Origin of the sequence: Kribbella sp. NPDC049227, from assembly GCF_043197265.1 — a bacterium.
GTDB lineage: Bacteria > Actinomycetota > Actinomycetes > Propionibacteriales > Kribbellaceae > Kribbella.
In genome coordinates, this window is the sequence record NZ_JBICST010000003.1 from 734,678 (window position 1) to 760,055 (window position 25,378).

The 25,378-nt window shown below is 69.7% G+C and carries 26 protein-coding genes; 20 read left to right on the forward strand and 6 right to left on the reverse strand.

What is annotated here, in order from left to right; all coding sequences use genetic code 11:
• Positions 1–16 precede the first annotated feature (16 nt).
• Entirely contained in the window at positions 17–529 is a 513-nt protein-coding gene (locus tag ACGFH6_RS15720; protein ID WP_393384191.1) for an RNA polymerase sigma factor, read from the forward strand.
• Complete coding sequence (locus tag ACGFH6_RS15725) at positions 522–1,106, forward strand: hypothetical protein (protein WP_393384193.1); 585 nt, start codon at positions 522–524, stop codon at positions 1,104–1,106. Before ACGFH6_RS15720 ends, ACGFH6_RS15725 begins: the two co-directional genes overlap by 8 nt.
• Positions 1,107–1,146: 40 nt before the next feature.
• Here the strand turns inward: ACGFH6_RS15725 and ACGFH6_RS15730 are convergent, their stop codons facing one another.
• Genes ACGFH6_RS15730 through dacB form a run of 3 tightly spaced genes read right to left on the reverse strand, consistent with a single transcriptional unit; the run spans position 1,147 to position 4,647 of the window.
• A complete protein-coding gene (locus ACGFH6_RS15730) occupies positions 1,147–2,076 on the reverse strand; it encodes a GNAT family N-acetyltransferase (RefSeq protein WP_393384195.1) in 930 nt (309 codons plus the stop codon).
• A complete protein-coding gene (locus ACGFH6_RS15735) occupies positions 2,073–3,026 on the reverse strand; it encodes a GNAT family N-acetyltransferase (RefSeq protein WP_393384197.1) in 954 nt (317 codons plus the stop codon). Before ACGFH6_RS15735 ends, ACGFH6_RS15730 begins: the two co-directional genes overlap by 4 nt.
• 49 nt (positions 3,027–3,075) lie before the next feature.
• A complete protein-coding gene (dacB, locus tag ACGFH6_RS15740) occupies positions 3,076–4,647 on the reverse strand; it encodes a D-alanyl-D-alanine carboxypeptidase/D-alanyl-D-alanine-endopeptidase (RefSeq protein ID WP_393384199.1) in 1,572 nt (523 codons plus the stop codon).
• Positions 4,648–4,800: 153 nt separating this feature from the next.
• On the opposite strand from dacB, the gene ACGFH6_RS15745 reads away from it, so the two are divergent.
• The 4 genes from ACGFH6_RS15745 to ACGFH6_RS15760 all read left to right on the forward strand — a co-directional run bounded on the left by ACGFH6_RS15745 (position 4,801) and on the right by ACGFH6_RS15760 (position 9,784).
• On the forward strand, positions 4,801–6,111 hold the full coding sequence (locus tag ACGFH6_RS15745) for a family 43 glycosylhydrolase (protein WP_393384201.1): 1,311 nt from the start codon (positions 4,801–4,803) through the stop codon (positions 6,109–6,111).
• Between the two features lie 203 nt (positions 6,112–6,314).
• Positions 6,315–8,423, forward strand: a complete 2,109-nt coding sequence (locus ACGFH6_RS15750) for an alkaline phosphatase family protein (RefSeq protein WP_393384203.1) — start codon at positions 6,315–6,317, stop codon at positions 8,421–8,423.
• Between the two features lie 3 nt (positions 8,424–8,426).
• Positions 8,427–9,191, forward strand: coding sequence for an MBL fold metallo-hydrolase (locus ACGFH6_RS15755; RefSeq protein WP_393384205.1), 765 nt, complete (start codon positions 8,427–8,429; stop codon positions 9,189–9,191).
• Complete coding sequence (locus ACGFH6_RS15760) at positions 9,188–9,784, forward strand: DedA family protein (RefSeq protein WP_393384207.1); 597 nt, start codon at positions 9,188–9,190, stop codon at positions 9,782–9,784. Before ACGFH6_RS15755 ends, ACGFH6_RS15760 begins: the two co-directional genes overlap by 4 nt.
• Here the strand turns inward: ACGFH6_RS15760 and ACGFH6_RS15765 are convergent.
• On the reverse strand, positions 9,770–10,411 hold the full coding sequence (locus ACGFH6_RS15765) for a TIGR03085 family metal-binding protein (RefSeq protein WP_393384209.1): 642 nt from the start codon (positions 10,409–10,411) through the stop codon (positions 9,770–9,772). The genes ACGFH6_RS15760 and ACGFH6_RS15765 overlap by 15 nt on opposite strands.
• A 161-nt stretch (positions 10,412–10,572) precedes the next feature.
• Here ACGFH6_RS15765 and ACGFH6_RS15770 point away from each other — a divergent pair, with 161 nt between their 5' ends.
• Both ACGFH6_RS15770 and ACGFH6_RS15775 read left to right on the forward strand, forming a co-directional pair.
• Complete coding sequence (locus ACGFH6_RS15770) at positions 10,573–12,423, forward strand: ABC transporter ATP-binding protein (protein WP_393384211.1); 1,851 nt, start codon at positions 10,573–10,575, stop codon at positions 12,421–12,423.
• On the forward strand, positions 12,420–14,216 hold the full coding sequence (locus ACGFH6_RS15775; protein ID WP_393384213.1) for an ABC transporter ATP-binding protein: 1,797 nt from the start codon (positions 12,420–12,422) through the stop codon (positions 14,214–14,216). Before ACGFH6_RS15770 ends, ACGFH6_RS15775 begins: the two co-directional genes overlap by 4 nt.
• Positions 14,217–14,295: 79 nt before the next feature.
• Here the strand turns inward: ACGFH6_RS15775 and ACGFH6_RS15780 are convergent, their stop codons facing one another.
• Positions 14,296–14,616: a Fe-S cluster assembly protein HesB gene (locus tag ACGFH6_RS15780; protein WP_131351896.1), complete on the reverse strand. Its 321-nt coding sequence runs from the start codon at positions 14,614–14,616 to the stop codon at positions 14,296–14,298.
• Positions 14,617–14,743: 127 nt separating this feature from the next.
• Between ACGFH6_RS15780 and ACGFH6_RS15785 the strand changes: the two genes are divergently transcribed.
• On the forward strand, positions 14,744–15,610 hold the full coding sequence (locus tag ACGFH6_RS15785; RefSeq protein WP_393384216.1) for a GNAT family N-acetyltransferase: 867 nt from the start codon (positions 14,744–14,746) through the stop codon (positions 15,608–15,610).
• On the opposite strand, the gene ACGFH6_RS15790 is transcribed toward ACGFH6_RS15785, so the two are convergent.
• On the reverse strand, positions 15,607–16,716 hold the full coding sequence (locus tag ACGFH6_RS15790) for a dipeptidase (RefSeq protein WP_393384218.1): 1,110 nt from the start codon (positions 16,714–16,716) through the stop codon (positions 15,607–15,609). The two genes, ACGFH6_RS15785 and ACGFH6_RS15790, sit on opposite strands and share 4 nt — an antisense overlap.
• A 64-nt stretch (positions 16,717–16,780) precedes the next feature.
• On the opposite strand from ACGFH6_RS15790, the gene hisI reads away from it, so the two are divergent.
• From hisI to lgt, 11 genes are all read left to right on the forward strand, one after another.
• A complete protein-coding gene (gene hisI / locus ACGFH6_RS15795; RefSeq protein ID WP_360452871.1) occupies positions 16,781–17,110 on the forward strand; it encodes a phosphoribosyl-AMP cyclohydrolase in 330 nt (109 codons plus the stop codon).
• Positions 17,107–18,639 carry an anthranilate synthase component I gene (locus ACGFH6_RS15800; RefSeq protein WP_393384221.1) on the forward strand — a complete coding sequence of 511 codons (1,533 nt, stop codon included), beginning with the start codon at positions 17,107–17,109 and terminating at the stop codon, positions 18,637–18,639. Before hisI ends, ACGFH6_RS15800 begins: the two co-directional genes overlap by 4 nt.
• A complete protein-coding gene (locus ACGFH6_RS15805) occupies positions 18,639–19,169 on the forward strand; it encodes a Trp biosynthesis-associated membrane protein (RefSeq protein ID WP_393384223.1) in 531 nt (176 codons plus the stop codon). Before ACGFH6_RS15800 ends, ACGFH6_RS15805 begins: the two co-directional genes overlap by 1 nt.
• 56 nt (positions 19,170–19,225) lie before the next feature.
• On the forward strand, positions 19,226–19,480 hold the full coding sequence (locus ACGFH6_RS15810; RefSeq protein ID WP_131351915.1) for an HGxxPAAW family protein: 255 nt from the start codon (positions 19,226–19,228) through the stop codon (positions 19,478–19,480).
• Positions 19,481–19,491: 11 nt separating this feature from the next.
• Complete coding sequence (trpC, locus tag ACGFH6_RS15815) at positions 19,492–20,301, forward strand: indole-3-glycerol phosphate synthase TrpC (RefSeq protein WP_393384225.1); 810 nt, start codon at positions 19,492–19,494, stop codon at positions 20,299–20,301.
• A 47-nt stretch (positions 20,302–20,348) separates the two neighbouring features.
• Positions 20,349–21,563: a tryptophan synthase subunit beta gene (trpB, locus tag ACGFH6_RS15820; protein ID WP_393384227.1), complete on the forward strand. Its 1,215-nt coding sequence runs from the start codon at positions 20,349–20,351 to the stop codon at positions 21,561–21,563.
• Positions 21,556–22,383: a tryptophan synthase subunit alpha gene (trpA, locus tag ACGFH6_RS15825; protein WP_393384229.1), complete on the forward strand. Its 828-nt coding sequence runs from the start codon at positions 21,556–21,558 to the stop codon at positions 22,381–22,383. Before trpB ends, trpA begins: the two co-directional genes overlap by 8 nt.
• 7 nt (positions 22,384–22,390) lie before the next feature.
• Positions 22,391–23,047 carry an SCO family protein gene (locus tag ACGFH6_RS15830; RefSeq protein ID WP_393384231.1) on the forward strand — a complete coding sequence of 219 codons (657 nt, stop codon included), beginning with the start codon at positions 22,391–22,393 and terminating at the stop codon, positions 23,045–23,047.
• The gene (locus ACGFH6_RS15835; protein WP_393384233.1) at positions 23,044–23,547 is read left to right on the forward strand and encodes a MauE/DoxX family redox-associated membrane protein; all 504 of its coding nucleotides are present in this window, start codon (positions 23,044–23,046) and stop codon (positions 23,545–23,547) included. The genes ACGFH6_RS15830 and ACGFH6_RS15835 overlap by 4 nt, the downstream gene beginning before the upstream one ends.
• Complete coding sequence (locus ACGFH6_RS15840; protein WP_393384235.1) at positions 23,544–24,251, forward strand: DsbA family protein; 708 nt, start codon at positions 23,544–23,546, stop codon at positions 24,249–24,251. The genes ACGFH6_RS15835 and ACGFH6_RS15840 overlap by 4 nt, the downstream gene beginning before the upstream one ends.
• A gap of 72 nt (positions 24,252–24,323) precedes the next feature.
• The gene (gene lgt, locus ACGFH6_RS15845; RefSeq protein ID WP_393384237.1) at positions 24,324–25,331 is read left to right on the forward strand and encodes a prolipoprotein diacylglyceryl transferase; all 1,008 of its coding nucleotides are present in this window, start codon (positions 24,324–24,326) and stop codon (positions 25,329–25,331) included.
• Positions 25,332–25,378: the final 47 nt, after the last annotated feature.

The following is a 25,378-nucleotide window of genomic DNA, read 5'->3' on the forward strand; positions in this document are numbered from 1 at the left end:
TGGGGAGGTGCGCGGCGTGCACGACAGCGACGGTGACCCGACGGCCGACGTGGCGGCGCTGTACCGCCGGACGTGGCCGCGGCTGATCGGTCTGCTGGTGTCCATCGGCGGATCGCGGGCCGACGCCGAGGAGGTCGCCCAGGACGCGTACGTGAAGCTGCTCGGCCGCTGGGACTCGATCCGCCGGTACGACGACCCGGAGGCCTGGGTGCGTGCGGTCGCGGTCCGGACCCTGGTGAGCCGGTTGCGCCGTCAGCAGGTGGCGACGCGTGCACTGGCGAAGCTCCGCGGACGTCCGGGCGCCGTCGAAGGCCCGGATGGGGACGCACTGGATGTCGCCGCCGCCCTGGCGCGGATCACGCCCGAGCAGCGGGCGGTCGTCGTACTGCACCACGTGATGGATCTGCCGGTGGAGCAGATCGCCGAGGAATTGCAGGTCGCGCCGGGCACGGTCAAGTCCCGCCTGGCGCGGGCGCGGCAGGCCCTGGCGCCACTGCTCACGGTCAAGGAGGTGTCCGAGCATGCGTGAAGCGCTGATGGAGTACGTCGACGAGCTCACGCCGGCCGAGGCGCCGCCGTTCGAGTACGTCGAGCGCACGGCCCGGCAGCGTCGTCACCGGCGCCGGGTTGTGCTGGCTGCGGTGGCGGCGGTTGTTGTGGTCATCGGGGGAGTCGCCGCCACTGTCGGCCTACCACGTGCGGGCGAGGAGCCGGCCGGGCCGGAGAAGACCACGAACTCCCTCGATGACGGTCCACCGCCGAGCCGGTTCAAGGTCGGTACGACGGTCATGGTGCTGCAGGGTGAGATCGGGGTGATGTCCGCGACGCCGGTGCCGGACCACCCGTCCGTGCTGATGGTGAGCGTCGGACCCGGGATGGGTGCCCCGGAGCCGTGTGTGCCGAGCACGGTCGTCCGCATCCTTTCCCAGGACAACGACTCGGTCCGGATCGCGGCGTACCGCTACACCGCCGTCGCGGATCAGCCGGAGACCCGGCACTGCAGGCCGTCCACCGGTGCGATCGCCGTGGACCTCGACCTGCGCACGCCACTCGGCGACCGCACCGTCTATGCGGGCAGCAGCGGTGAACGCGCCGTCCTGAACTGACGCCTCGCCGGGGTGGACCGCGACCACCCAGGCGAGGCGTCTACACCGTCTTGCGCCAGATGTCGCTGATCAGGTCGGGCTTCATGCCGACTGCGGTGTAGAGGGCGACGGCGGGTGTCGGGTTGCTGCTGTCGACGTGGAGGATCGTGCCGGAGCGGCCGGCGGCGGCGTCCACGGCGAACGCGTCGTACAGCAGGAACTTCGCCAGCCCGCGACCACGCGCCGACGGTACGACGGCCAGTCGGCCGACGTACCCGCAGTTGTCGGTGCTCACGAAGTTGTCGTTGCACTCGGTCACGGCCACCGCCTGTCCGTCGACCTCGACCGTCGTGAGCTGCGACCAGTCGAACGTCGACCGGCTCTCCCGCGACGCGAACCACTCGTCGTACGGCCGTGGATCGGCCCCGGCCTGCCCGCGGAACGCCTCCACCAGTACGCCGTGAGCCGCCCGGCGACTGCGGTCGTCGAAGGCACCGCGTCGTACCGTCGCGCCTTCCGGCACCGTCGGCGCCGGGACCTCGCCGTCGAAGTTGATGCGCATCCGGTGGACCGACGTGCCGATCGTGAAGCCGTGGGCGGCGACGATCTCCGGCAGCAGTTGGTCCTGCCGAATCACGGCGACGCTCGCCACCACCCCGCCTGACGCACCGTCGGACGCCCGTTGAATCGCCCGATCGAGAAGCCACTCGACGATGGCCGGATTCTCGCTCAGCACCTCGAGATTCGCCCGGGTCCGGTCGTTGTTCACGGCCGTGGTCGCGGAGCCGGCGAACTCGCCTGCCTCGTCCGTCACCACCCACCCGTCGGTGGCCGGATCGAAGCCCGGGTCTCGCAGGTAGTTCGCGACGTCCTCGGAACTGTGCTTCGCGAACCCGATCAAGGCGCTGGTGTAAGCGCCGGACCGCTCGGCGATGAGGGCGGCGTCCTCCACCCGCATCGGGCGGACGGCGTAGCTGTCAGGCAACGTCATGCGGCCCGCACCTCCAACCGCCAGACCTCGATGACCAAGGACGCGGACATGCCGACCGACAGATAGAGGCCGAGGGCGGGCGTCGGGTTGTTCGTGTCCACATGCAGGATCGTCCCGGCCAGCCCGGCCGCGGCGTCCAACGCGAACTGATCTCGCAGCAGGAACTTCGCCAGTCCTCGCCCACGGGCCTCCGCCACCACACCCAGCCGCCCGATGTAGTTGCAGTTCTCGTCCTCGAGGAACTGGTCCGTGCACTCCCGGAACGCGACCGCCTTGCCGTCCAGCTCGAGCAGGGTGATCTGCGACCAGTCGAACGACGACTGGTTCTCGTGCGACGCGTGCCACTCCTCGAAGGCCCGCGGGCTGAACCCGAACTGGCCCGCGAACGACGAGTTCAGCACGTCCTGGGCAGCCCGTCGGCTCGCCTCGTCCGGAGCACCCCGGCGCACCGTGATCCCGGCCGGTACAGCGGGTGCCTCGACCGGTCCGGTGTGATCGATCCGCATCCGGTGGTACGTCGTACCGGTCGCGAAGCCGTACTCGGCCAGCCGGGCGCGGCGGGATTCGTCGGCGCGGTACACGCCCACGTCCAACGGCACGGAGGCGTGCCCGTACGCGGTCGCGATCTCGGCTGCGCGGCGGGTGAGCTCATCGAGCAGGAAGGCCTCGACCACCGGCTCGGCGGTGACGACATAGGCGTCGAGCTGGTGGCGGTCGCCCTTGCCGTAGATGGTGGCGAAGCCGGCCAGGCGATCGCCGTCGAAGACCAGCCAGCCGTCCGTCGCGGGCTCGAATCCGGGCGCGGTGAGCTCGTCGACGACGTCGTCGAGGGTGAAGTCGGCGAACCCGATCACGGCCGTGTTGCAGGCGGCGACCAGCTCGAGGACCGCTTCCGCGTCCTCCTTGGCCGGCGGTCGGACGGAGTACGTGGCTGGCAGTACGGCGGTCATCCCCACATCGTGGTGAACGACCGCCGTACTGTCGAACCGATTAGACGGATCAGCAGGCCTTCTCCCACTCGAGGTCACAGCTGGACTGAGTGGTCCGCAGGGTGTTCGGGCTCACCGCGGCGGGCGGTGCCTGGTCGCTCCACGACGCGAGCGTGACGCCGACCGCGTCCTCGATCGACCGCGGGCTGTTCAGGTAGTTGTTGCTGATCATCGAGAACACGAGCTTGCGGCCGTCCTGGTTGCTGACGTAGCCGGACAGCGCCGTCACGCCGGTGAGCGAGCCGGTCTTGCCGTGCAGGTTGTTCGCGGCCGGGGTGTTCAGCATCCGGCTGCGCAGGGTGCCGCCGACGAAGCGGTCCGGGTTGCCCGCGATCGGCAGGCCGTCGTACCACTGCTGCCACCACGGCTCCTTCTGAACGCCGATCAGGATGTCGGTGACGCTGTCCGCGGTCACGTTCACCTTGCGGGACAGGCCGGAGCCGTCGGAGAGCCGGATCCGGCTGGTGTCGACGCCGACACTCTTGGCGTAGTCGGTGACGACACCGAGACCCGCGGACCAGCTGCCCTCGGCCTCGACCACGGCGCCCATCGCCTTGACCAGCGTCTCGGCGTGCATGTTGTTCGACAGCTTGAGGAACGGCGTCATCAGTTCGCCGACCGTCATCGACTCGTCCCGGGCCAGCCGCCGGGCGGTGGCGGGGGAGGCCGCGTTCTTGATGTGACCGTCGACGCGGATGCCTTCGGCCGCGAGCGCGCGCTCGAACACGTCGGCCGCGTAGAGCTCCGGCTCCCAGACAGTCACCCACTCCTGGCCGACCGAGGCGCCGAGCGGAACCGAGCCGGTCACCCGGACGATGTTGGTGCCGTGGTCACGCTCGATACTGAGCGTGTTCGACGACCCGGCGGCGCCGGTCTTCGCGGTGCTGACCAGCTTGAGTACGCCGTTCCCCGGGACCAGCGTGAGCTTGACGGGTGCACCGACCGCCGCGCCGGGCCGGCTCTCGACGATCGCCGTACCCGAGTCGTAGTCGGTGTTCGGCGCGAGCGTGAGGGCGGAGATCTGGGCCGAGTAGTAGAACGGCTCGTCGTCCCAGGCCCAGCTGTCACCGAGCCGGGCGTGGTCGAAGTAGGTGTCATCGGCGATCAGGTCGCCGTCGACGCGGCGGACACCGGTTGCGCGGAGCTGCTTGGCCAGTCCCACGTAGTCGGATTCGAGCGCGGTCGGGTCGCCGTACCCCTTGAGGTACAGGTCCCCTTGCAGCTTCCCGTCGCGGACCGGCGCGGTCGCCAGTACGTCGGTGTGGAAGCGGTACGACGGGCCGAGCGTGTGCATCGCGGCCGTCGACGTGAAGAGCTTGGTGTTCGAGGCGGGCAGCATCCGCTGATCGCCGTTCCGGTCGTACAGCGTCTCGCCGGTCGTCGCGTCCCGGACCACCAGCGCGACCTGTGACCCGTCGTACCGGGCGTCGTTCAGCAGCGTGTCCAGCTGTTGCTGCAACGCCGTTTCCTGTACGCCGGCCGGTGCTCCGGCCGACTGTGTCACCACGCCGCCGACAGCCGCTGCGACAGCGGCGACCGCGGCGACCACCCCGCGCCCCGACACTCTCGGTAAATAGCTCACGAGAACTCCCTCAAACCCAGGCGGAAACCAACAGCGGGAGTCTGTACCCCGGATCGCTCCAGGTCCAGCGATCGGCGCGATTCCGCTCTGTCCATCCAGGTGAATCGATGGAAAACTGCTCCGCACAGGTTCCGCCCCACCTGAGGAGTACTGATGTTCCGACGACTTCTGGTGGCCGCGCTGGCCGCACTCAGCCTGGCCGCCCTGCTCTCGGCGCCCGTGCAGGCCGCGCCCCAGCGAGCTACCGCGGCAGTGTTCCCGGCCGAGATCATCGGCGAGGACTTCCCCGATCCGGACGCCTTCGAGCAGAACGGCACGTGGTACGCCTACTCGACCAACAACGGCCGCGGGCATGTGCCGGTGGCCAGCGCGCCGAGCGCGAGCGGGCCGTGGACCATCCGCGGCGACGCCATGCCCGGTGGCCCGTCCGCGGGCTGGGCGCAACCCGGCCGGACCTGGGCGCCGGACGTGTACGCGAACCCGGACGGCACCTACACCCTGACCTACACGGCCTGGCACAAGGCGTCCGGGCGGCAGTGCATCGGCGTCGCGACCGCGACCTCACCGCTCGGCCCGTTCAGCCCGGTCGGCAGCGCGCCGCTGATCTGCCCGCTCGAACTCGGTGGCGCGATCGACGCGAACACCTTCGTCGCCAACGACGGCACCCGCTACCTGGTCTGGAAGAACGACGGCAACGCGATCGGGCAGCCGTCGACGCTCTGGCTCACGCGGACGGCGAACAACGGTACGACGCTCGCAGGCGGGAACACCGCACTGCTGACGTCCAGCGGGATCATCGAGGCGCCGGACCTGGTCCAGCGTGGCAGCCAGTACGTCTTGTTCTTCTCGGGTGGCGGCTACACCGACTGCAACTACCTCACGTCGTACGCGACCGCGCCGAGCCTGAGCGGTCCGTGGACCACCGCCTTCCGGCCGCTGATGACGACCGCGACGTTCGACAACCACATCTGCGGGCCTGGAGGCGCGGACTTCGTCGGGGACAAGGTGTTCGTGCACGGATGGGTGAACGGGTCACGTCACCTGTACGTCGCCGACGTCGGCTGGGCGAACGACTACCCGGTCGTCCGGGGCAGCCGGGTTCGGTACGAGGCCGAGCGCGGCACGTTGAACCACTGCCAGGTCCGCTCGAACGCCGCCGGCGCCTCGGACGGCAAGGTGGTCGCCTACATCGACTTCGCCGACTCGTGGGTGGAGAACTCGGTGTTCGCGCCCGTCGCCGGCGGCTACACCCTGCACGTCGGCTACGCGAACGGTTCCGGCGCCACCGCCAGCCACGGCCTGGTTGTCAATGGCAACAACCAGGGTTCGGTCGGTTACCCGGTCACCGGCTGGGACAACTGGCAGCAGAGCTCGGTCCAGGTCACGCTCAACGCCGGCTGGAACACCATCCGCCTGACGAAGGGCGATCTCTACACAGAGGTTGACTATCTCGAGCTGCAGTAGAGCGTCGCCTCCGGCGGTGGGGGAGGCGGAAGGCGACTGTCTCGAGCCTCAGTAAGCTGCCGGCTCAGGGAATCACCCGGCGGTACCCCGGCTCCGACCCGGGAACCACCCGTCCATTGCGTGGCGCGGTGCAACTGTGCTGCAGCACGCCTCGTACCCTCGGTACAGCACAGCAGGACGGACGGGGAGCACGAAAGCGGGCCATGGCGAAACCACCTGAGCAGGTCTCGGACCGGCGACGACGGCCGTTCTGGCTCGACCTGCGCCGTACCGGCCGGGGACTGCAGGCGATGCTGCTGGGCGGCCTGCTGTCGTTCATCTCGCTCGTCATCACGTTCTGGACGCTGCCGCAGATCAGCAGTGACGGCCGGCTGCCGATCCTGCGCCTGGTCCTGCTGCTCGCGCTCTTCAGCATCGTGATGCGCTGGGTGCTGGCCGGGGTCGCGATCCTGATCGGGTCGATCGGCGTCCTGGTCGGCGGGTTGCTCTCGCAGTTCGGCGTCGTCTACCTCGGCATCACGGTGGACCCCGGCGTGACGCTGCACGGCGGCGTGGGGGCGCCGCTGCTGGTCGCGGTCGTGATGGCCTCGGTCAGCGCCTTCGTCGGCTGGATCGCCTACGCCGGGAGCGACGACGCGTACGTTGCCGAGGTGATGCGGGTCGTGCACCGGAGGGCGCGGAAGATCGAGGCGGCGCCGAAGACCGGGATGCTGATCATCCAGATCGACGGGCTGTCCGCCCCGCTGCTGAACTGGATGGTCCTGGCCGGCAACCTGCCCAACCTGGGCGGCTGGATCCGGGACGGCAAGCATTCGATGGTCGGCTGGCACACCGGCGTACCGGCGACCACTCCGGCCAGCCAGGCCGGCATCCTGCACGGCGGCTCGAAGCACATCCCGGCGTTCCGGTGGTACGAGAAGGAAACCGGCCGGGTGATGGTGACCAACCGGGGCCGGGACGCGGCCGAGATCGAGACCCGGATGTCGACCGGGCGCGGCCTGCTCGCCGACGGCGGTGTCAGCATCAGCAACAACTGGTCCGGGGACGCGGACAAGTGCGAACTGGTCTTCAGCCGGGCCGCGCTGCCGAACAGCCGCAGCCGGGGCTACGTGCGGTTCTTCTCCAGCCCGCAGGGCGCCGCGCGCGGACTGATCCTGTGCTTCGCGGAGATCTTCAAGGAGCTGCACCAGGCCCGGCGCCAGCGGGTTCGCCACCTGGTCCCGCGGGTCAAGCGCGGCGGCGCCTACATCTTCCTGCGCGCGATCACCAACGTCCTGCTGCGCGACCTGAACGTCTCGCTGATCACCGACGAGCTGGTCAGGGGCACCCCGGTGATCTACTGCGACTTCGTCGACTACGACGAGGTCGCGCACCACGCCGGGCCGACCCGGGCGGAGTCCCTGCAGACGCTGGAGGGTCTGGACCGGGTGCTCGGTGCGCTGCAGCGGATCATCGACATCCTGCCGCACTCGTACGAGATCGTCGTCCTGTCCGACCACGGCCAGAGCCAGGGCTCGACCTTCCTGCAGCGGTACGGCCGGACCCTGACCGAGGTCGTCGACGACCTGGTCGACACCACCAAGGAGCCGGTCGCGGCCGTCGGCAAGGCCGAGGGCTGGGGACCGGTGAACGCGTTCCTGACCGAGCTGAGCCTGCGCCGGAGCGTCGCTGGTTCGGTCACCCGGAAGGCGCTGCACGGCAAAGCGACCCGCGGCGAGGTGGAGCTCGGCCCGAAGGACTGCGAGCCGCCGGTCGCCGCCGACGAGCAGATGGTCGTGACGGCGTCGGGCAACCTGGCGCTGCTCTACCTCGCCACCACGCCCGGCCGGGTGCCGCTGGAGGAGATCGAGCTGCTGCACCCCAAGCTGATCCCCGGTCTCGCCACTCACCCCGGCATCGGCTTCGTGGTGGTCGACTCGCTGGCCGAGGGGCCGGTGGCGATCGGCGGTGCGGGTGTGCACGTCCTGCGGACCGGCCGGATCGAGGGCACCGACCCGTTGACGCCGTACGGCGAGCACGCGGCGGAGTCGCTGCTGTGGCAGGCGGAGATGCCGCACAACGGGGACATCGTCGTGATCAGCCGGCTGGACGACTACACGCACGAGGTGGCGGCATTCGAGGAGCTGGTCGGGTGCCACGGTGGCATCGGCGGCTGGCAGACCGACGCCGTCCTGGTGCACCCGAGTCGTTGGGTGCTGGCTGAGCCTCCCGTAGGCTCCGACGCGGTCCACAGACTGCTGATCAGCTGGCTGGAGTTGCTGGGCCATCGCAAGGACCTGGACAAGCCGGTCGAGACGAGTGTGGAGGCCTGACGCGTGCGGATCACCTGGTGGGGGCACGCCACCACCACCATCGAGGCGGACGGCACGCGGCTCCTGACCGACCCCGTCCTGACCTCGCGCATCGCGCATCTGCGCCGTCGCCGTGGTCCGGCCCCGCTGCCCGACGCGGGCCGGTGTGACGCCGTACTCGTGTCGCACATGCACTCCGACCACCTGCATCTGCCGTCGCTGGCGCTGGTCGCACCGGACGCGGCGTTGGTCGTGCCGCGGGGATCGGCGAAGCTGATCCACCAGGACCAGGGCGCCGCGCTGTCGGACCGCTGCATCGAGGTCGCCCCGGGCAACCAGGTGCGGATCGGTTCCCTCGACATCACCGCGGTGACTGCTCACCACGACGGTCGCCGGCTGCCATGGTCGTCGTACGCCGGACCTGCTCTCGGCTACCGCGTGGATAGCTCGCCGAGTGTCTGGTTCGCCGGCGACACTGACCTGTTCGACGGTCTGGCCGCGGAAGCCGGTCCGGTCGACGTGGCCTTGGTTCCCGTCGGCGGCTGGGGTCCGTCGCTCGGTGAGGGGCACCTGGATCCGGTTCGCGCCGCGGAAGCGGTGCAGCGGGTCGGAGCCACGACGGCAGTGCCGGTGCATTTCGGGACGTTCTGGCCGATCGGGTGCGACTGGCTGAAGCCGGAGCTGTTCCTGCCACCGGGGGACAGGTTCAAGGCCGCGATGGCCGAGCTGGATCCCGCGGTGCGGGTGGAGCTCCTGCTGCCTGGCGAGTCGGCCGAGGTCCGCGGATGAGCGGCGACACGCGCTTCGACCTCTGGTATCTCTTCGCACTCGCGGGAGCGGTTCTGATCGGAGCGGTCCTGCCGGTGCTGCCGACCGGCGCGGCCGTCTCGGCCGGTGCCGTGCTGGCCTTGCACAGCAATCCGATCGGGCTGGTCGGCGTCCTGATCGCCGGTGCCGCCGGTGCGTACGTCGGCGACCTGATCGTGTACGCCGGTTGCCGGTTCGGCGGCGAGCGGCTGGCCAAACGCATCGGCTGGCTGCGCGACAACGCCTCCCTGGACGCACTGCGCGACCGCTTGTCCGACCACGAGATCGGTGTCCTGCTGACGTCCAGGCTCATCCCGGGCGGCCGGGTTCCGGTGCTGCTCGCGGCCGGGCTGGCCGGGTACAGCTGGGAGCGGTTCGCGGTCGTGGACCTGGCCGCGTCCTCGCTGTGGGCGGCGGTCTACATGGCGATCGGGCTCCTCGGCTTCGCCTTGTTCGACGAGCCGTGGCAGGGCGTGCTGGCCGCGATCGTGCTCGTCGTACTGACCACCCTGCTCAGCAGTCTGGTCCAGCGTGCGCGTCGCCGGCGCGCCGCCGCGAAGTCAGACGCCGAATGACGCGGTGCGGAGCCGCTCGACGGTCTCCGCGTCACCCTCGAGCCGGACGTCGGCCACCCGCTGACGGCCCATGCAGAACAGCACCAGCTCGCCCGGCTCGCCGGTCACCGTCACGGACCCGCGCTCGGTAGGTCGCTTCGCGACGGACGTCGTACCGTCGGGAAGTCTGAGCACCACGCCACTCGGGGCCTTCCGGAGGAACGACTTCGCGCCGAGCCGGACGCCCTTCCACAGGCCTTCCTGCTGCTCGGCCGGCAGCGTGCGGACCTCGTACGACGGCTGGGCCCGGCGGACGTCCTCGTGGTGCACGAAGTACTCGGTGGTGTTGAGCTGGTGGCCGAACTTCGGGAACGCGTAGATCGAGGCCCGGGGCGGCCCGTTGCGGACCTTGTCAACGACCTCGGCGAAGCTGTAGCGCTGCTTCGCCCGCGCCATCCGCCGCGCGGTGGTGTCCGACAAGGCCGGAATCATGATGCCGGGTCCCGCCATCGGATCGGCCTCCCGCACATACAGATGCACGGCGAGGTCGTACGTCGTCCAGCCCTCACACAGCGTGGGCTGATCCGGCCCGAGCTGATCGAACAAATCACACAGAGCAAGTCGTTCTACCCGGCTGTAGTCGGTCACGAATCCGATCCTAACTTCAACTACCAACTGCCTCTTCTCTTTCTCTCCACCGGCCGGCCCGAGGAGAAAAAGAAGACAGGAAGGGTCGCGGGGAATGGCAGAATGTCAATCGTTGTCATGCTTGTGCCTGGTGTTCGCACCTGACTGCCCTGGAGAGTGTCTTGCAGCCGAAAGTCCCCGACAAGGGAAGTGTGACCCGGCGGGGGCTCGCAGTTCTGCGGGTCGCGATCTGGGAGGAGCCCTGGATCTTCGCCTTCTCCGTGGTCGCCGCCATGCTCTACGGAGCGATGACCGTGGCCGGCGGCTGGGCGCTGGGCTGGGCGACCGATCACGTCCTCCGGCCCGCCTTCGAGAGCGGTCACACCACTGTCGGCGCGATCGCCACGCTGATCGGGTTGTTCATCGGGATCGCCATCCTGAACGCGATCGGCGTGGTCGGGCGGCGGCTCGGAGCCGGCGTAATGCAGTTCCGGCTGCAGGCGACGTACCGCCGCCGGGTCACCCGGCAGTACCTGAAGCTTCCGCTCGAGTGGCACCACCAGCACTCGACCGGCATGTTGCTGTCGAACGCCAACGCGGATGTGGAGTCGACCTGGTTCGTGATCGCTCCACTGCCGATGGCGATCGGTGTGCTCGCGATGCTGGGTTTCGCGACCGTGGCGATGTTCGCGGCCGACCCCTGGCTCGCGCTCGTCGGCTGCCTGGTGTTCCCGCTGGTGTTCGTGGCGAACGTGATCTTCCAGCGCTACCTCCAGCCGCTCGCCACCCGGGCTCAGCAGCTCCGTGCCGACGTCTCCGAGGTCGCGCACGAGTCGTTCGACGGCGCGCTGGTGGTGAAGACGCTGGGTCGCGAGGCCGCCGAGACCGAGCGCTTCCGGGAACCGACGTACCAGCTCCGGGACGCGAACATCGCGGTGAACAAGGCCCGCGGCCTGTTCGACCCGGTGATCGACGGCCTGCCGCGGCTCGGTGTGCTCGCAGTACTGCTGGTCGGCGTCGCGCGGGTGCGGTCGGGTGGGGCGGACGCGGGCGACGTGGTCCAGGTGGCGTTCCTGTTCACGCTGATCGGCTTCCCGATCCGCGCGCTGGGCTGGGTGCTCGGTGAGTTGCCGCGGTCGGTCGTCGGCTGGGACCGGATCCAGCGGGTGCTGACCGCCGAAGGCGGGATCGAGTACGGCGAGGCGCGGCTGACCTCGACGAAGGCAGCCCGGTTGCAGGTGGCCGGCGTACGGTTCGGGTACCTGCCGGACCGCGACGTACTGGCCGGCGTGGACTTCACCCTCGACCCCGGACGGACCGTCGCGATGGTCGGGCCGACGGGCGCCGGGAAGTCCACGATGACCACGCTGCTGATGCGGCTGGTCGATCCGGAGCAGGGCGCGGTCAAGGTCGACGGCGTCGACCTGCGGGACCTGGCCCGCGACGAGCTGGCCGGATCGGTCGCGCTGGTGGCGCAGACCGCGTTCCTGTTCGACGACACGATCCGCGGCAACATCACGCTCGGCGGCGACTACAGCGACGAGGATGTCTGGGATGCGCTGCGGATCGCCCAGGGTGACGGCTTCGTGAAGCAGTTGTCGGACGGTCTGGACACCAAGGTCGGCGAGCGCGGTACGACGCTGTCCGGCGGCCAGCGGCAGCGCATCGCCCTGGCCCGCGCGCTGGTACGGCGTCCTCGCCTGCTGATCCTGGACGACGCCACCAGCGCGGTCGACCCACAGGTCGAGGCGCGGATCCTGGCCGGGCTGCGGTCCGCCGTACAGGACGCCGACGCGGCGACGACCGTGCTGGTGATCGCGTACCGGAAGGCGACGATCTCGCTCGCGGACGAGGTGCTGTTCCTGGACGAGGGCCGGATCACGGCGCAGGGGACACACACCGAACTGCAGGAGAAGTCGGCCGCCTACCGCGATCTGGTCGACGCCTACGAGAAGGACGCGGAGCGACGCCAGGAAGAGGCGGATCTGGCCGCGGAGATCGACGATCTGGACTCGGAAGGAGCATCCGCGTGAGTGCGGCAGAAGCCAGCCGGTTGGACCATGGCGATGACGCCGGTGGTCTCGAGACCCTGCGGCAAGGGCTGAAGGTGTCGCCCGAGCTGGCGAACGGGTGGTGGGTCACCGGGATCCTCGCGCTGACCATGACGGCCGGGCGGATCGTCGTACCGATCGCGGTGCAGCAGACGATCGACAAAGGGCTGTCCGGTCCGGGCGGAGCGGACATGTCGTACGTCGCCTGGATGTGCGTGGTCTGCACACTCGGCATCCTCGTCACGGCCGGAGCGTCGTACCTGACGACCGTGCGGCTCGCGATCAACTCCGAGAACGGGCTCGCGACGATGCGGATCAAGGCGTTCCGCCATGTGCACGACCTGCCGGTGCTGACCCAGAGCACCGAGCGGCGCGGCGCGCTGGTCAGCCGGGTCACGTCGGATGTGGACACGGTCTCGCAGTTCCTGCAGTTCGGCGGGTTCATCTTCCTGGTCAGCATCGGCCAGATGCTGCTCGCGACCGTGGTGATGTTCGTTTACTCCTGGCAGCTCGCGCTGGTGGTGCTGCTGTGCTTCATCCCGCTGTTCGCCAGCCTGAAGTACCTGCAGCGGGCGATGTCGAAGGCGTACGGCGTGGTCCGGGCAAAGGTCGGCGAGATGCTGTCCGCAGTCGCCGAGCCGGTGGTCGGCGCGCAGGTGGTCCGCGCGTACGCGATCGAGAAGCGGACGCAGGACCGGATCGACACCTCGATCGAGGACTATCGGCGACAGGCGACGAAGGCTCAGGCGCTCACGGGCGTGACGTTCTCGATCGGCGGTCTGGCGGCGGGTCTGGCCAACGCCGGCGTGCTGTCGGTCGGTGTGCTGCTGGGTGTCGACAAGCAGGCGACGCTGGGGGAGCTCCTCGCGTTCATGTTCCTGGTGGCGCTGTTCTCGGACCCGGTGCAGATCGCGACCCAGGTGCTGACTGATGCGCAGAGTGCGTTCGCCGGCTGGCGGCGGGTGCTCGGCGTGATCGCGACGCCGGCCGACGTGGTCGACCCGGGCGAGTCGGGGGTGAAGCAGCCGCGCGGGCCGATCACGGTCGAGTTCGCGGACGTGGACTTTGCCTACCCCGAAGGCGAGTTGGTACTGCGGGACGTCGGCGTACGGATCGAGCCGCATCGGCGGGTCGCGGTCGTCGGCGAGACCGGGTCGGGCAAGACGACGTTCGCGAAGCTGCTGACCCGGTTGATGGATCCGACCTCGGGTTCGGTGCTGCTGGACGACGTGGACGCGCGGGAGATCTCGTTCGAGTCGCTGCGCGAGCGGGTCGTGATGGTGCCGCAGGACGGCTACCTGTTCGACGCGTCGCTGGCCGAGAACGTGCGGTTCGGCCGTCCGGAGGTCACGGACGAGGAGTTGGTGACGGCTTTCGAGTCGCTAGGCCTGACGGACTGGCTGGAGTCGCTGCCGGACGGACTGGATTCGCCGGTCGGGCAACGGGGTGAGTCGCTGTCCGCGGGGGAGCGTCAGCTGGTCGCGCTGGTCCGGGCGAACATCGCGGACCCCGACCTGCTGGTGCTCGACGAGGCGACGTCAGCCGTCGACCCCGGCACCGAGGTCCGGGTCAACGCGGCGTTGGAGCGGCTGATGGCCGGGCGTACGTCGGTCACCATCGCGCACCGGTTGTCGACCGCGGAGGCGGCCGACGAGGTGCTGGTCTTCGACAACGGGGAGATCGTGGAGCGCGGCGCGCACGCGGACCTGGTCGGCGCCGGCGGGGTGTACGAGCGCCTGCACGACAGCTGGATCGCGCAGCGCAGCGTCGCCTGACCAGCTGGGCCTGACCGCTGGGCGACGGGATGGAGCCGGGACCCGGGAGGATGGGTCCCGGCCGCACCCACGGTCATGCTCAGGAGGTCGGGGCAGCGCCGTTCTGCTGACCGGCTCCCGGCTGCGGCACCAGCAGGAACTCGACACCGCCCTTGTCGTCGACCGCTGCGTCCAGGATCTTGTCGTCCAGGGCGTTCGCGGCGTTCTGCTCCAGGAACACGCGTGCTCCGGCCTCCTCCACCACCTGGTCACCGGGCCGCGGCGCCTCGGTCGTCGTCACCGCGAGCGCCGGATCCGCGGGGTTCTCCTGCGAGATCCGCACCCCGGCCCCCTCCGGCGCGCCCTCGACCCCCGTGATGCTCTTGATCACCAGGGTCGCGTTCTCAGTCAGGGTAAGCACAGCCCACTCCATCCGTTGGTTTCACTGAGCCCGCCCCGTGCCCGATCGCCCAGAACGCAAACACTTCCCGGTGACTCGCCGGGAAACCAGGGTGCGGACTGTCGGCGCCGTGGTGTGTGATGCCGGTATGGCGATTGTGTTGGGGACACCGGCGGTTGATGAGCTCGGCAACGTTGTGCGGGCGCTGCGCGAGTGGCAGGACGATGCGGCTCCGATCCAGTTGCATCCGGGCGATCTCGGGTGGTTCTGGCGGTTCGGGGCGGAGCGGACGGCCGCTGCCACCAGGACGTGGAGCCGTGACGGCGAGGTCGTCGCGGCCGGGATGCTCGACGAGCCGGAGCTGATCCGCCTGGCGATCGCGCCGGACCTGCAGCATGACGAGGAGCTCGCGCAGCAGTTGGCCGAGGACGTCTCCGCGCCGGAGCGCAATGTCCTGATCGAGGGCAAGGTGTACGTCGAGGCCCCGATGGGCTCGCTCGTCCAGGACCTGCTGTTCAAGGACGGGTGGATGACGGACGACCCGTGGGTGCCGTTGCGACGCGACCTGAGCGAGCCGGTGCCCGATCCCGGCCTCCGCGTCGACGTGATCGGGGCCGAGGAGGCGCACGAGCGGACGGCCGTGCAGCGGGCGTCGTTCGACGGCTCCACGTTCACCGACGCGCGCTGGCACGCGATGGCCGACGGCGTGCCGTACGCGGACGCGCGATGCCTGGTGGGGCGCAACGAGATCGGTGAGTCCGTGGCGGCCGTCACCGTGTGGTCGGCCGGGGAGGGCAGGCCGGGACTGCTCGAGCCGATGGGGGTGCACCGGCTGCATCGCGGCCGCGGCTACGGCCAGGCCATCACGGTCGCGGCGGCGCGAGCCCTGCAGGACCTGGGCTCGTCCAGCGCGATCGTGTGCACGCCCGGCTTCAACGTCGGAGCCGTCGCCACCTACAAGGCAGCCGGCTTCGAGCAGTTACCGGACAAGCGCGACCTGTACCGCAACGACTAGGACACGTCGTCGGCGGCGCGGAGTACGCGGAGGATGTTGCCCCCGGCAAGCTTTGCCAGTTCGTCGTCGCTCCAGCCGCGGTCGGCCAGGGCGGTGAACAGGGCCGGGTACGACGACACGTCCGGGAGCTCGACCGGGAACTCCGGACACCCGTCGTAGTCGCCACCGACGCCGATGTGGTCGACTCCGGCCACCTCGCGCACGTGCTCGACGTGCTCGACCACATCGGCCAGAGTGGCGAGCGGTTTGGGCTTGCCGTAGATCTCGGCCAGCCGCTTGCGGGTCTCCGGTTCGTTCGGGTCCAGGCCCTGCTTCTCCGCTGCCTCGCGGGCGCTCGCGACCCAGTCGACGTACGCCTGGGAGACGAAGTACGGGACGAAGGTGACCATGCACACACCGTCGTTGCGGGCGAGCGTCTCCAGTACGTCGTCAGGCACGTTCCGAGGTACGTCGCAGACCGCCCGGGACGACGAGTGGCTGAAGATGACCGGCGCGCTGGTCACCCGCAGCGCGTGCCGCATGGTGTCGGGAGAGACGTGCGACAGGTCGACCAGCATGCCGATCCGGTTCATCTCCCGGACGACCTCCTCGCCGAAGTCGTTCAGTCCGCCGAGCACGGGCTCGTCGGTCGCGGAGTCGGCCCAGGACACGTTGTTGTTGTGGGTCAGCGTCATGTACCGGACGCCGAGCTCCCGCATCACCCGCAGTACGCCGAGGGACTCGCCGATCGAGTGGCCGCCCTCCATCCCCATCAGTGAGGCGACCCGGCCGGCCTTGATCGCCGCGTCGACGTCGGCGGCGGTCGATGCCAGCTGGAGCGCGTCGGGGAACCGCCTCACCAGCCGGAGCACGAAGTCGAGCTGCTCGAACGTCCGCCGGACGGAGTGCTCGTCCTGCGGGACCCACAGCGACCAGAACTGCGCGCCGACCTGTCCCTCTCGCAGCCGCGGCAGATCCGTGTGGAGCTGCGGCACCGAACCGCTCAGGTCGTGTGCGTCCAGGTCGTAGTCGCACAACTCGTAGAACGCGATCGGCAGGTCGTTGTGCCCGTCGATCACCGGCTGCGCCGTCAGGACGTCCCGGACCCTCGCCTCACTCGATGTCATCTCGCCATCCTGACAGATTCTGCCCGCGGTCAGGCGGCGGCCGTGCATCGGCGACAATGGGTTTGTGAGCATCGACGAGCTGACCTTCGACGCGGCCGGGCTGATCCCGGCAGTGGTGCAGCAATACGACACGCGCGAGGTCCTGATGGTGGGCTGGATGAACGCCGAGGCGGTACGCCGTACCGCGGAGACCGGACGGAGTACGTTCTGGTCCCGCAGCCGGCAGGAGTACTGGGTCAAGGGCGAGACCAGCGGCCATCGTCAGCACGTCAAGCAGATCCTCGTCGACTGCGACGCCGACACCCTGCTGGTGCTGGTCGACCAGGAGGGCCCGGCCTGCCACACCGGGACCCGCAGTTGCTTTGAGCACGGCGAGATCGAGGTCAAACCGTGAGCCAGAGCGTCACCGAGACCACGATCGCGAAGGAAACCGTGAACAGCCCCAGCCTCGAGACCTTCCGGGAGTACGCCAAGGACCGCCGCGTGATCCCGGTGACGCGCCGGCTGCTCGCGGACGCGGAGACGCCGATCGGTGTCTACGGCAAGCTCGCGGCCGAGCGCCCGGGCACGTTCCTGCTCGAGTCCGCCGAGAACGGTGGGGTCTGGTCCCGCTACTCGTTCATCGGCGTCCGCTCCGCCGCGACCCTGACCGAGCGCGACGGCCAGGCCGTCTGGACCGGCAACCCGCCGGTCGGCCTGCCGCAGACCGGCGACCCGCTGCAGGCGCTGCGCGAGACGCTGGAGATCCTGCACACACCCCGCCTGCCCGACCTGCCTCCGCTGACCGGTGGCATGGTCGGCTTCCTCGGGTACGACGCCGTCCGCCGGCTGGAGCGGTTGCCGGACACAACGACCGACGACCTCGGCCTGCCCGAGCTGACCTTCCTGTTCGCCACCGACCTGGCCGCGCTCGACCACGAGACCGGCGAGATCTGGCTGATCGCGAACGCGGTCAACTGGGACGACTCCGACGAGCGGGTCGACGAGGCGTACGCGGACGCGGTCCGCCGTCTCGACGCGATGGAGGCCGACCTGGCCCAGCCGACGCCGTCGTACGTCGTCCGCGCGGACCGCGGCGCGCAGCCGGATCCGCACCGGCAGCGGTCCAGCGCCGAGTACCGGGAGGCGGTGGAGCACGCCAAGGAGGAGATCCGGGCCGGCGAGGCGTTCCAGATCGTCGTGTCCCAGCGCTTCGAGCTGCAGAACACCGCGTCCGCGCTGGACGTCTACCGGGTGCTGCGCCGCTCGAACCCGAGTCCGTACATGTACCTGGTCCGCCTGGACGGCTTCGACATCGTCGGCTCGAGCCCGGAAGCGCTGGTGAAGGTCACCGAGAACAAGGTGATCCTGCACCCGATCGCCGGCACCCGCCGCCGCGGTGCCACCCCTGAGGAGGACCACGCGCTGGAGGAGGAGCTGCGCGCCGACGCCAAGGAGCGCGCAGAGCACCTGATGCTGGTCGACCTCGGCCGCAACGACGTCGGCAAGGTGTGCGCACCGGGCACGGTGGAGGTGGTCGACTTCATGGACGTCCGCCGCTACAGCCACGTGATGCACCTGGAGTCGACGGTCACCGGTCAGCTGGCGGCCGGGCGGACCGCGTTCGACGCGCTCACCGCCGCGTTCCCGGCCGGAACGTTGTCCGGGGCACCGAAGCCGCGGGCGATGGAGATCATCGACAAGCTCGAGGTGACTCGGCGCGGCGTGTACGGCGGCGTGGTCGGCTACCTGGACTTCGCCGGCGACGCCGACACCGCGATCGCGATCCGGACCGCGGTCCTGCGCGGTACGACGGCGTACGTGCAGGCGGGTGCGGGCATCGTCGCCGATTCCGACCCGGCGGCCGAGGACGCGGAGTGCCGGACCAAGGCGGCCGCGGTGCTGAACGCGATCGCCGTCGCGGGAACGTTCAGTGATGTGTGATGAAGCCGCAGCGACTGGTTGACCTGCTGGCGCTGATCGGGCTCGTCCTGCTCGGGTTGTCGGCGTACCTGACCTGGTCCTCGGCCGATCCGGGCAGCGGGCGGCCGGTCGTGGACTTCAACGGTTACACCGTCACCAAGGCGCCGGTGACGCTCGCGCTGGCGTCGCTGGTCGCCGTCGTCGTCACCAAACTCGCCGGTACGGCGCTGCGGCGTGTGCTGGGTGCTCTGGTGCTGCTGCTGGGTGCGGGCGCCATCGGCGTCGCGCTGCAGGTGCGACCGGGCGCGGACGAGCTGGGACGGATCCGTCCGGAGCTGAGCCAGGCGCTCACCGACCACGTCTCGGTGACCGGAGGTCCGGCTCCGTGGTTCGCGCTGGCCGGGGGAGTGGCACTGGTCGCGGCGGGCCTGATCGCCTTGCTGACAGCGCATCGCTGGCGGCGCGCGACCGCTCGTTACGAGCGTGATCCGGCCGCCACACCGGCCGATCAGTGGAAGGCGATCGACGCGGGAGAGGACCCGACTCTCTGAGCTCGGCGGGCTACCGCCACAATAGGACGGGACGACGACGAGGAGTGGCGCCAACCATGGACAATACGACAGCCGATCAAGCGGTGACGCGGGTGAGCGAGGAGGCTCACGACCTGCACGGCAACAGCCCGGCGGCCTGGACCGCGGTGGCGATCGTGCTGGTCGCGTTCACGCTAGGGGCCATCGCAATGGTGCTCGGCCCGAACTGGCTGCTGTTCTGGATCTCGGTCGCGATCGCCGTACTCGGCGCGCTGACCGGCAAGGTGATGCAACTGCTGGGCTTCGGTGTCCCGGCAGACGGCCACCACTGAGGAGTTGACCGATGACGACTGTGCTTGACGACATTCTCGTGGGGGTTCGGGAAGACCTCGCGGAGCGCCAGGCGCGGGTCAGCCTGGACGATCTCAAACTGGAGGCGCAGCGCAAGCCCGACGCCAAGGACCCGATGCCGGTGTTCCGCGGCGACGGGATCGCGATCATCGCCGAGGTGAAGCGGTCCAGCCCGTCCCGGGGCGAGCTGGCCGAGATCAGCGACCCGGCGGCACTGGCCGGGGAGTACGAGGGCGGTGGCGCCGCGGCGATCTCGGTGCTGACCGAGAAGCGCCGGTTCAACGGCAGCCTGGACGACCTGCGGGCGGTCCGCGGGCGGGTCGACATACCGGTACTGCGCAAGGACTTCGTGATCTCGTCGTACCAGCTCTGGGAGGCCCGCGCGGCCGGCGCCGACATGGTGCTGCTGATCGTCGCGGCGCTGGAGCAGGAGGCGCTGGTCTCGCTGGTCGAACGCGCGCACTCGATCGGGCTGTGCCCGCTGGTCGAGGTGCACGACGAGGAGGAGACGCGGCGTGCGGTGGACGCCGGCGCCCAGCTGATCGGCGTGAACAACCGGAACCTGAAGACCCTCGAGGTCGACCGGGACACCTTCGCCCGGGTCGCGCCGACCATCCCGGCCAACCTGGTCCGGGTGGCGGAGTCCGGGGTTCGCGGTCCGCATGATGTAATCGAGTTCGCGCGCGCCGGGGCCGATGTCGTCCTCGTCGGTGAAACCCTGGTGACCGGCGGCGATCCCCGTGCTTCGGTCGCCGACCTCGTCGCCGCCGGATCGCACCCCGCCATCCAGCAGCGGCACTAGAACCCCCCGCGCCGTAGGCCGGCCGGGGACTTTGGAAGGCTTTACGGATGAGTACTGTGCTGCCCGACCAGCTCGGGCACTTCGGCCGTTTCGGCGGCAGGTTCATGCCGGAGGCGCTGATCGCGCCACTCGACGAGCTGACCCAGGCCTGGCAGGACGCCATGGCCGACGCGGAGTTCACCGGCGAGTTCGACCGGATGCTGCGTGAGTACGCCGGCGTCCCGAGCCTGCTGTACGACGCGACCCGGTTGTCCGAAGCGGCCGGCGCGCGGATCCTGCTGAAGCGCGAGGATCTGAACCACACCGGTGCGCACAAGGTCCGCAACGCGCTCGGCCAGGCGCTGCTGACCAAGCGGATGGGCAAGACCCGGGTGATCGCCGAGACCGGCGCCGGCCAGCACGGTGTCGCGACCGCGACCGCGTGCGCCTACCTGGACCTCGAGTGCGTGGTCTACATGGGCGAGGTCGACACCGAGCGGCAGGCCCTGAACGTGGCCCGGATGAAGCTGCTCGGCGCCGAGGTGATCCCGGTCACGAGCGGCAGCCGGACCTTGAAGGACGCCATCAACGAGGCGCTGCGCGACTGGGTCGCCAGCGTCGACAAGACCCACTACCTCCTCGGTACGGCGGCCGGCGCGCATCCGTTCCCGGCGATGGTGCGTGACTTCGTCCGTGGCATCGGCGACGAGGCGCGGGTCCAGTCGCTCGAACTGCTCGGCAAGCTGCCCGACGCCGCGGTCGCATCGGTCGGCGGTGGATCGAACGCGATCGGCCTGTTCGCCGCGTTCATCCCGGACGCCGAGGTGAAGCTGTACGGCATCGAGCCGGGTGGTGACGGGTTCGAGACCGGCCGGCACGCGGCCACGATCAGCGCCGGGCAGGTCGGCGTACTGCATGGTGCGCGGTCGTTCCTGTTGCAGGACGACGACGGGCAGACGATCGAGTCGCACTCGATCTCGGCCGGTCTGGACTATCCGGGGGTCGGGCCGGAGCATGCGTGGCTGGCCGAGACCGGGCGGGCGTCGTACCGGCCGATCACGGACGCCGAGGCGATGGAGGCGTTCCGGCTGCTGTCGCGGACCGAGGGCATCATCCCGGCCATCGAGTCGGCGCACGCGGTCGCCGGTGCGCTCGACATCGCCAAGGAACTGGGGCCGGAGGCAACCATTCTGGTGAACCTGTCCGGCCGGGGTGACAAGGACATGGACACCGCGAGCACGTGGTTCGGACTGATCGATGCGCCGGAGGCCGGTCGTGAGTGAAGTGGTTGCCCTGGGCAAGGCCGGGGCCGCGATCCGGAAGGCGAACGACGAGGGCCGCGGCGCCCTGGTCGCGTACCTGCCGGCCGGGTACCCGTCGTACGACGGTGGGATCGATGCGATCAAGGCGCTGGTCGACGGTGGCGCCGACGTGCTCGAGATCGGTTTCCCGTACAGCGACCCGGTGATGGACGGCGTCACGGTCCAGCGCGCCTCCGAGGCCGCACTGGCCGGTGGGCTGCGGACCCGTGACGTCCTCAGCACGGTGGAGAAGCTCGCGGCGTACTCCGACGTGCCGGTGCTGGTGATGACCTACTGGAACCCGATCGAGCGGTACGGCGTGGACCGGTTCGCCGCCGACTTCGCCGGGGTCGGGGGAGCGGGGCTGATCACGCCCGACCTGATCCCGGACGAGGGCGCGGAGTGGATCGCGGCCGCGGACAAGCAGGACCTGGACAAGGTGTTCCTGGTGTCGCCGTCGTCGACCGACGAGCGGATCCGGATGACCACCGCCGCGTGCCGCGGTTTCGTCTACGCGACCGCGGTGATGGGTGTCACCGGAACCCGGGAGAAGCCGTCGGACCTGGCGGCGCCGCTGGTGGCGCGGACGAAGGCGGCCACCGGCGTGCCGGTCGGCGTCGGCCTCGGTGTCTCGAACGCGGACCAGGCCGCCGGGGTAGCGGCGTTCGCGGACGCGGTCATCGTCGGTTCGGCGTTCGTCAAGGTGCTCGAGGCCGGCGAGGGCCCGGCGGGTGTGCGACGGCTCACGGAGAGCCTGGCCGAGGGTGTCCGCAGGGAACCCAGCACCGCCGCCGGTCGTTAGAACCGCCGTGAGTCGAACCAGGAACGCGGCACTCCTGCTGGCCGCGGTGGCTCTGCTGGCCCTCGCGGGCTGCAGCGGCGGCAAGGAAGAGGCGGACAACCCCGGTGGAGCGGTCATCCGCACCACTCAGAACCCGAACGGTCTGCGCGGGGCGAGCCTGGACCGGCCGTTCTCGATGCCCGCGAAGACGCTGACCGACACCGGCGGGAACCCGTTCAACCTGGTCACCTCGACCAAGAAGCCGGTCACGCTGGTGTTCTTCGGCTACACGAACTGCCCGGACGTCTGCCCGACGGTGATGGCCGACGTGGCGTCCGCGCTGACCAAGCTGGACCAGTCGGTGCGCGACCAGGTCCAGTTGCTCTTCATCACCACCGACCCGGCCCGCGACACCGGGCCGGTGATCCGTAAGTACCTGGACCGGTTCGACCCGTCGTTCGTCGGGCTGTCCGGTTCGCTGACCTCGATCAAAGACATCGCGCAGGCCCTCGGTGTAGCGGTGGAGGGGATGCAGAAGCTTCCCTCCGGCGGGTACGAGGTCGGGCACGGTGCCCAGGTGATCGGCTTCGGCAAGAACGACAAGGCGAACGTGCTGTGGTTGTCGAACGCCGCCATCGGCGACCTGGCGCACGACTTCGGGAAGCTGGTGGAGGACAACCAGTGAGTACGTGGCGACAGCCGTGGTTCCCCTGGGTCTCCCTGGTGGCACGGCTCGTGCTGGGCGTGGTCATGCTGGTGGCGGGTGCGCTGAAGGTGACCGATCCGGAGACCGCGGCGCAGGCGGTCCGGGCGTACGAGATCCTGCCGAGCGGGCTGGTCTCGCCGGTCGGCTGGGGGCTGCCGTTCCTGGAGATCGCGATCGGATTGCTGTTGATCGTCGGTTTCGGTGTCCGCGCGGCGGCCGTGGCCGCAGGTGTTTTCATGATCGTGTTCATCGTCGCGGTAGCGTCCGCCTGGGCCCGCGGCCTCGCGATCGACTGCGGCTGCTTCGGCGGCGGCGGACAGATCGCCCCCGGCCAGACGAAGTACCTGCAGGAGATCCTGCGGGATGTCGGCCTGCTGCTGCTCGCGGCCTGGCTGTGGCTGAACCCTGTGAGCAAGTACGCCCTCGAGTCCGACCCATCCAACGAATCGTCCGCCCGGACAGGAGTCACCGCGTCGTGAGCAAGACCAAAGCCCCCGTGAATCCGCTGGTGCAGCAGACCAAGCGGCGGATCTCACCCGGGATCATCGTGGTGATCGTGCTGGTGCTGGCCCTCGGGGCCGGTGTCGGCGTGCAGTACTGGCGCGGCCACTCCAAGGTCGAGGTGAGCTCGAACGGGCGGCCCGAGCCGACCGTGATCACCGGCCCCGGCCAGGCCGGCAAGGGCGTCACCGTCGGTCAGGCCGGCGCGAAGGCGCACATCGACCTGTATCTCGACTTCCGCTGCCCGCACTGCGCGGAGTTCGAGGAGGCGACCGGCGCGACCGTCGACAAGCTGGTGCAGGACGGCACCGCCACCCTGACCTACTGGCCGCTGGGCTTCGTCAACCCGGACGCCTCGCCGCGCCTGGCCAACGCGTTCGCCGCCGCGGCCGCGAACGGCAAGGCACTCAGCTTCGCCGACGAGATGTACGGCGACTTCAGCAAGTCCTGGACCACCGACCAGCTGATCGAGCTGGGCAAACAGCTCGGCGTCGGCGACGCGAAGTTCCAGCAGGCAGTGCAGGACAACACGTACGCCGGCTGGCTCGACAGCGTCTCCAAGGCCTCGGACGACCGGGGCGTGACGGGTACGCCGACCGTCTACGTCAACGACAAGCAGCTCGACGCCGACCAACTGACCGCGGAAGGCCTGCAGAAGGCCGTGGACGCGATCGCGAGCTGACGCACCGAGTCCCCATCGTGACCATGAGTTTCTGGTCGCGGTGGGACGGGTCGAGTAGCGTTCCCACTTGCCATGTCTAGTCTGATTCCCGCCGTGATGGTGCCGGCGTTCATCCCCAGCCCGAGCCAGGGTGTCTGGCACGTCTTCGACCTGCCGATCCGTGCGTACGCGCTGTGCATCCTGGCCGGCATCTTCGTCGGCTACTGGCTCGGCCGCAGGCGCTGGGTCGCCCGCGGAGGCTCACCCACCGTGCTGGCCGACATCATGTTCTGGGCCATCCCGTTCGGCTTGGTCGGGGCCCGGATCTACCACGTCATCACCGACGCCGAGCTGTACTTCGGCGAGGGCCGGCACCCGATCGACGCGCTGAAGATCTGGCACGGCGGGCTCGGCATCTGGGGTGCGGTCGGGTTCGGCGCGCTCGGTGCCTGGATCGCCTGCCGGCGGGCCAAGGTGCCGTTCCTGGCGGTCGCGGACGCGATGGCGCCCGGGATCGCGCTGGCCCAGGTACTCGGCCGGTTCGGGAACTACTTCAACCAGGAACTGTTCGGCAAGCCGACCGACAAGCCGTGGGGCCTGGAGATCTCGCCCGAGCACCGGCCGGAGGGGTACCAGAACTTCGCCACCTTCCACCCGACGTTCCTGTACGAGGCGATCTGGAACCTCGGTGTGGTCGCGCTGGTGATCCTGGTCGACCGCCGCTTCAAGCTCGGCCACGGCCGCGCGTTCGCCCTCTATGTGGCCGGCTACACCGCCGGTCGCGCGTGGGTCGAGAACCTGCGCATCGACACCGTCAACCACTTCCTCGGCCTGCGGCTGAACGTGTGGACCTCGCTGATCCTGTTCGTCATCGCCGTCGTCTACTTCATCGTCAGCGCTCGCCTCCGGCCCGGCCAGGAAGACATCTCCGGCGGTCCCGCCGCCGGCAAGCCCACCGACGACGAGGCGAAGCCCGAGACCGAGCCTGAGACCGAGCCCGAGTCCGAGTCGGGGTCCGCCGCCGACTCGAAGGTCGACGCTGAGCCTAAGGTTGAGGCGAACAGCACCAACGGTTCCGATCCAGACGGGTCTCGTGACTGACGTACCTGAGGTTTCTGCCGAGCATCACGGAGATCACACTCATCGTG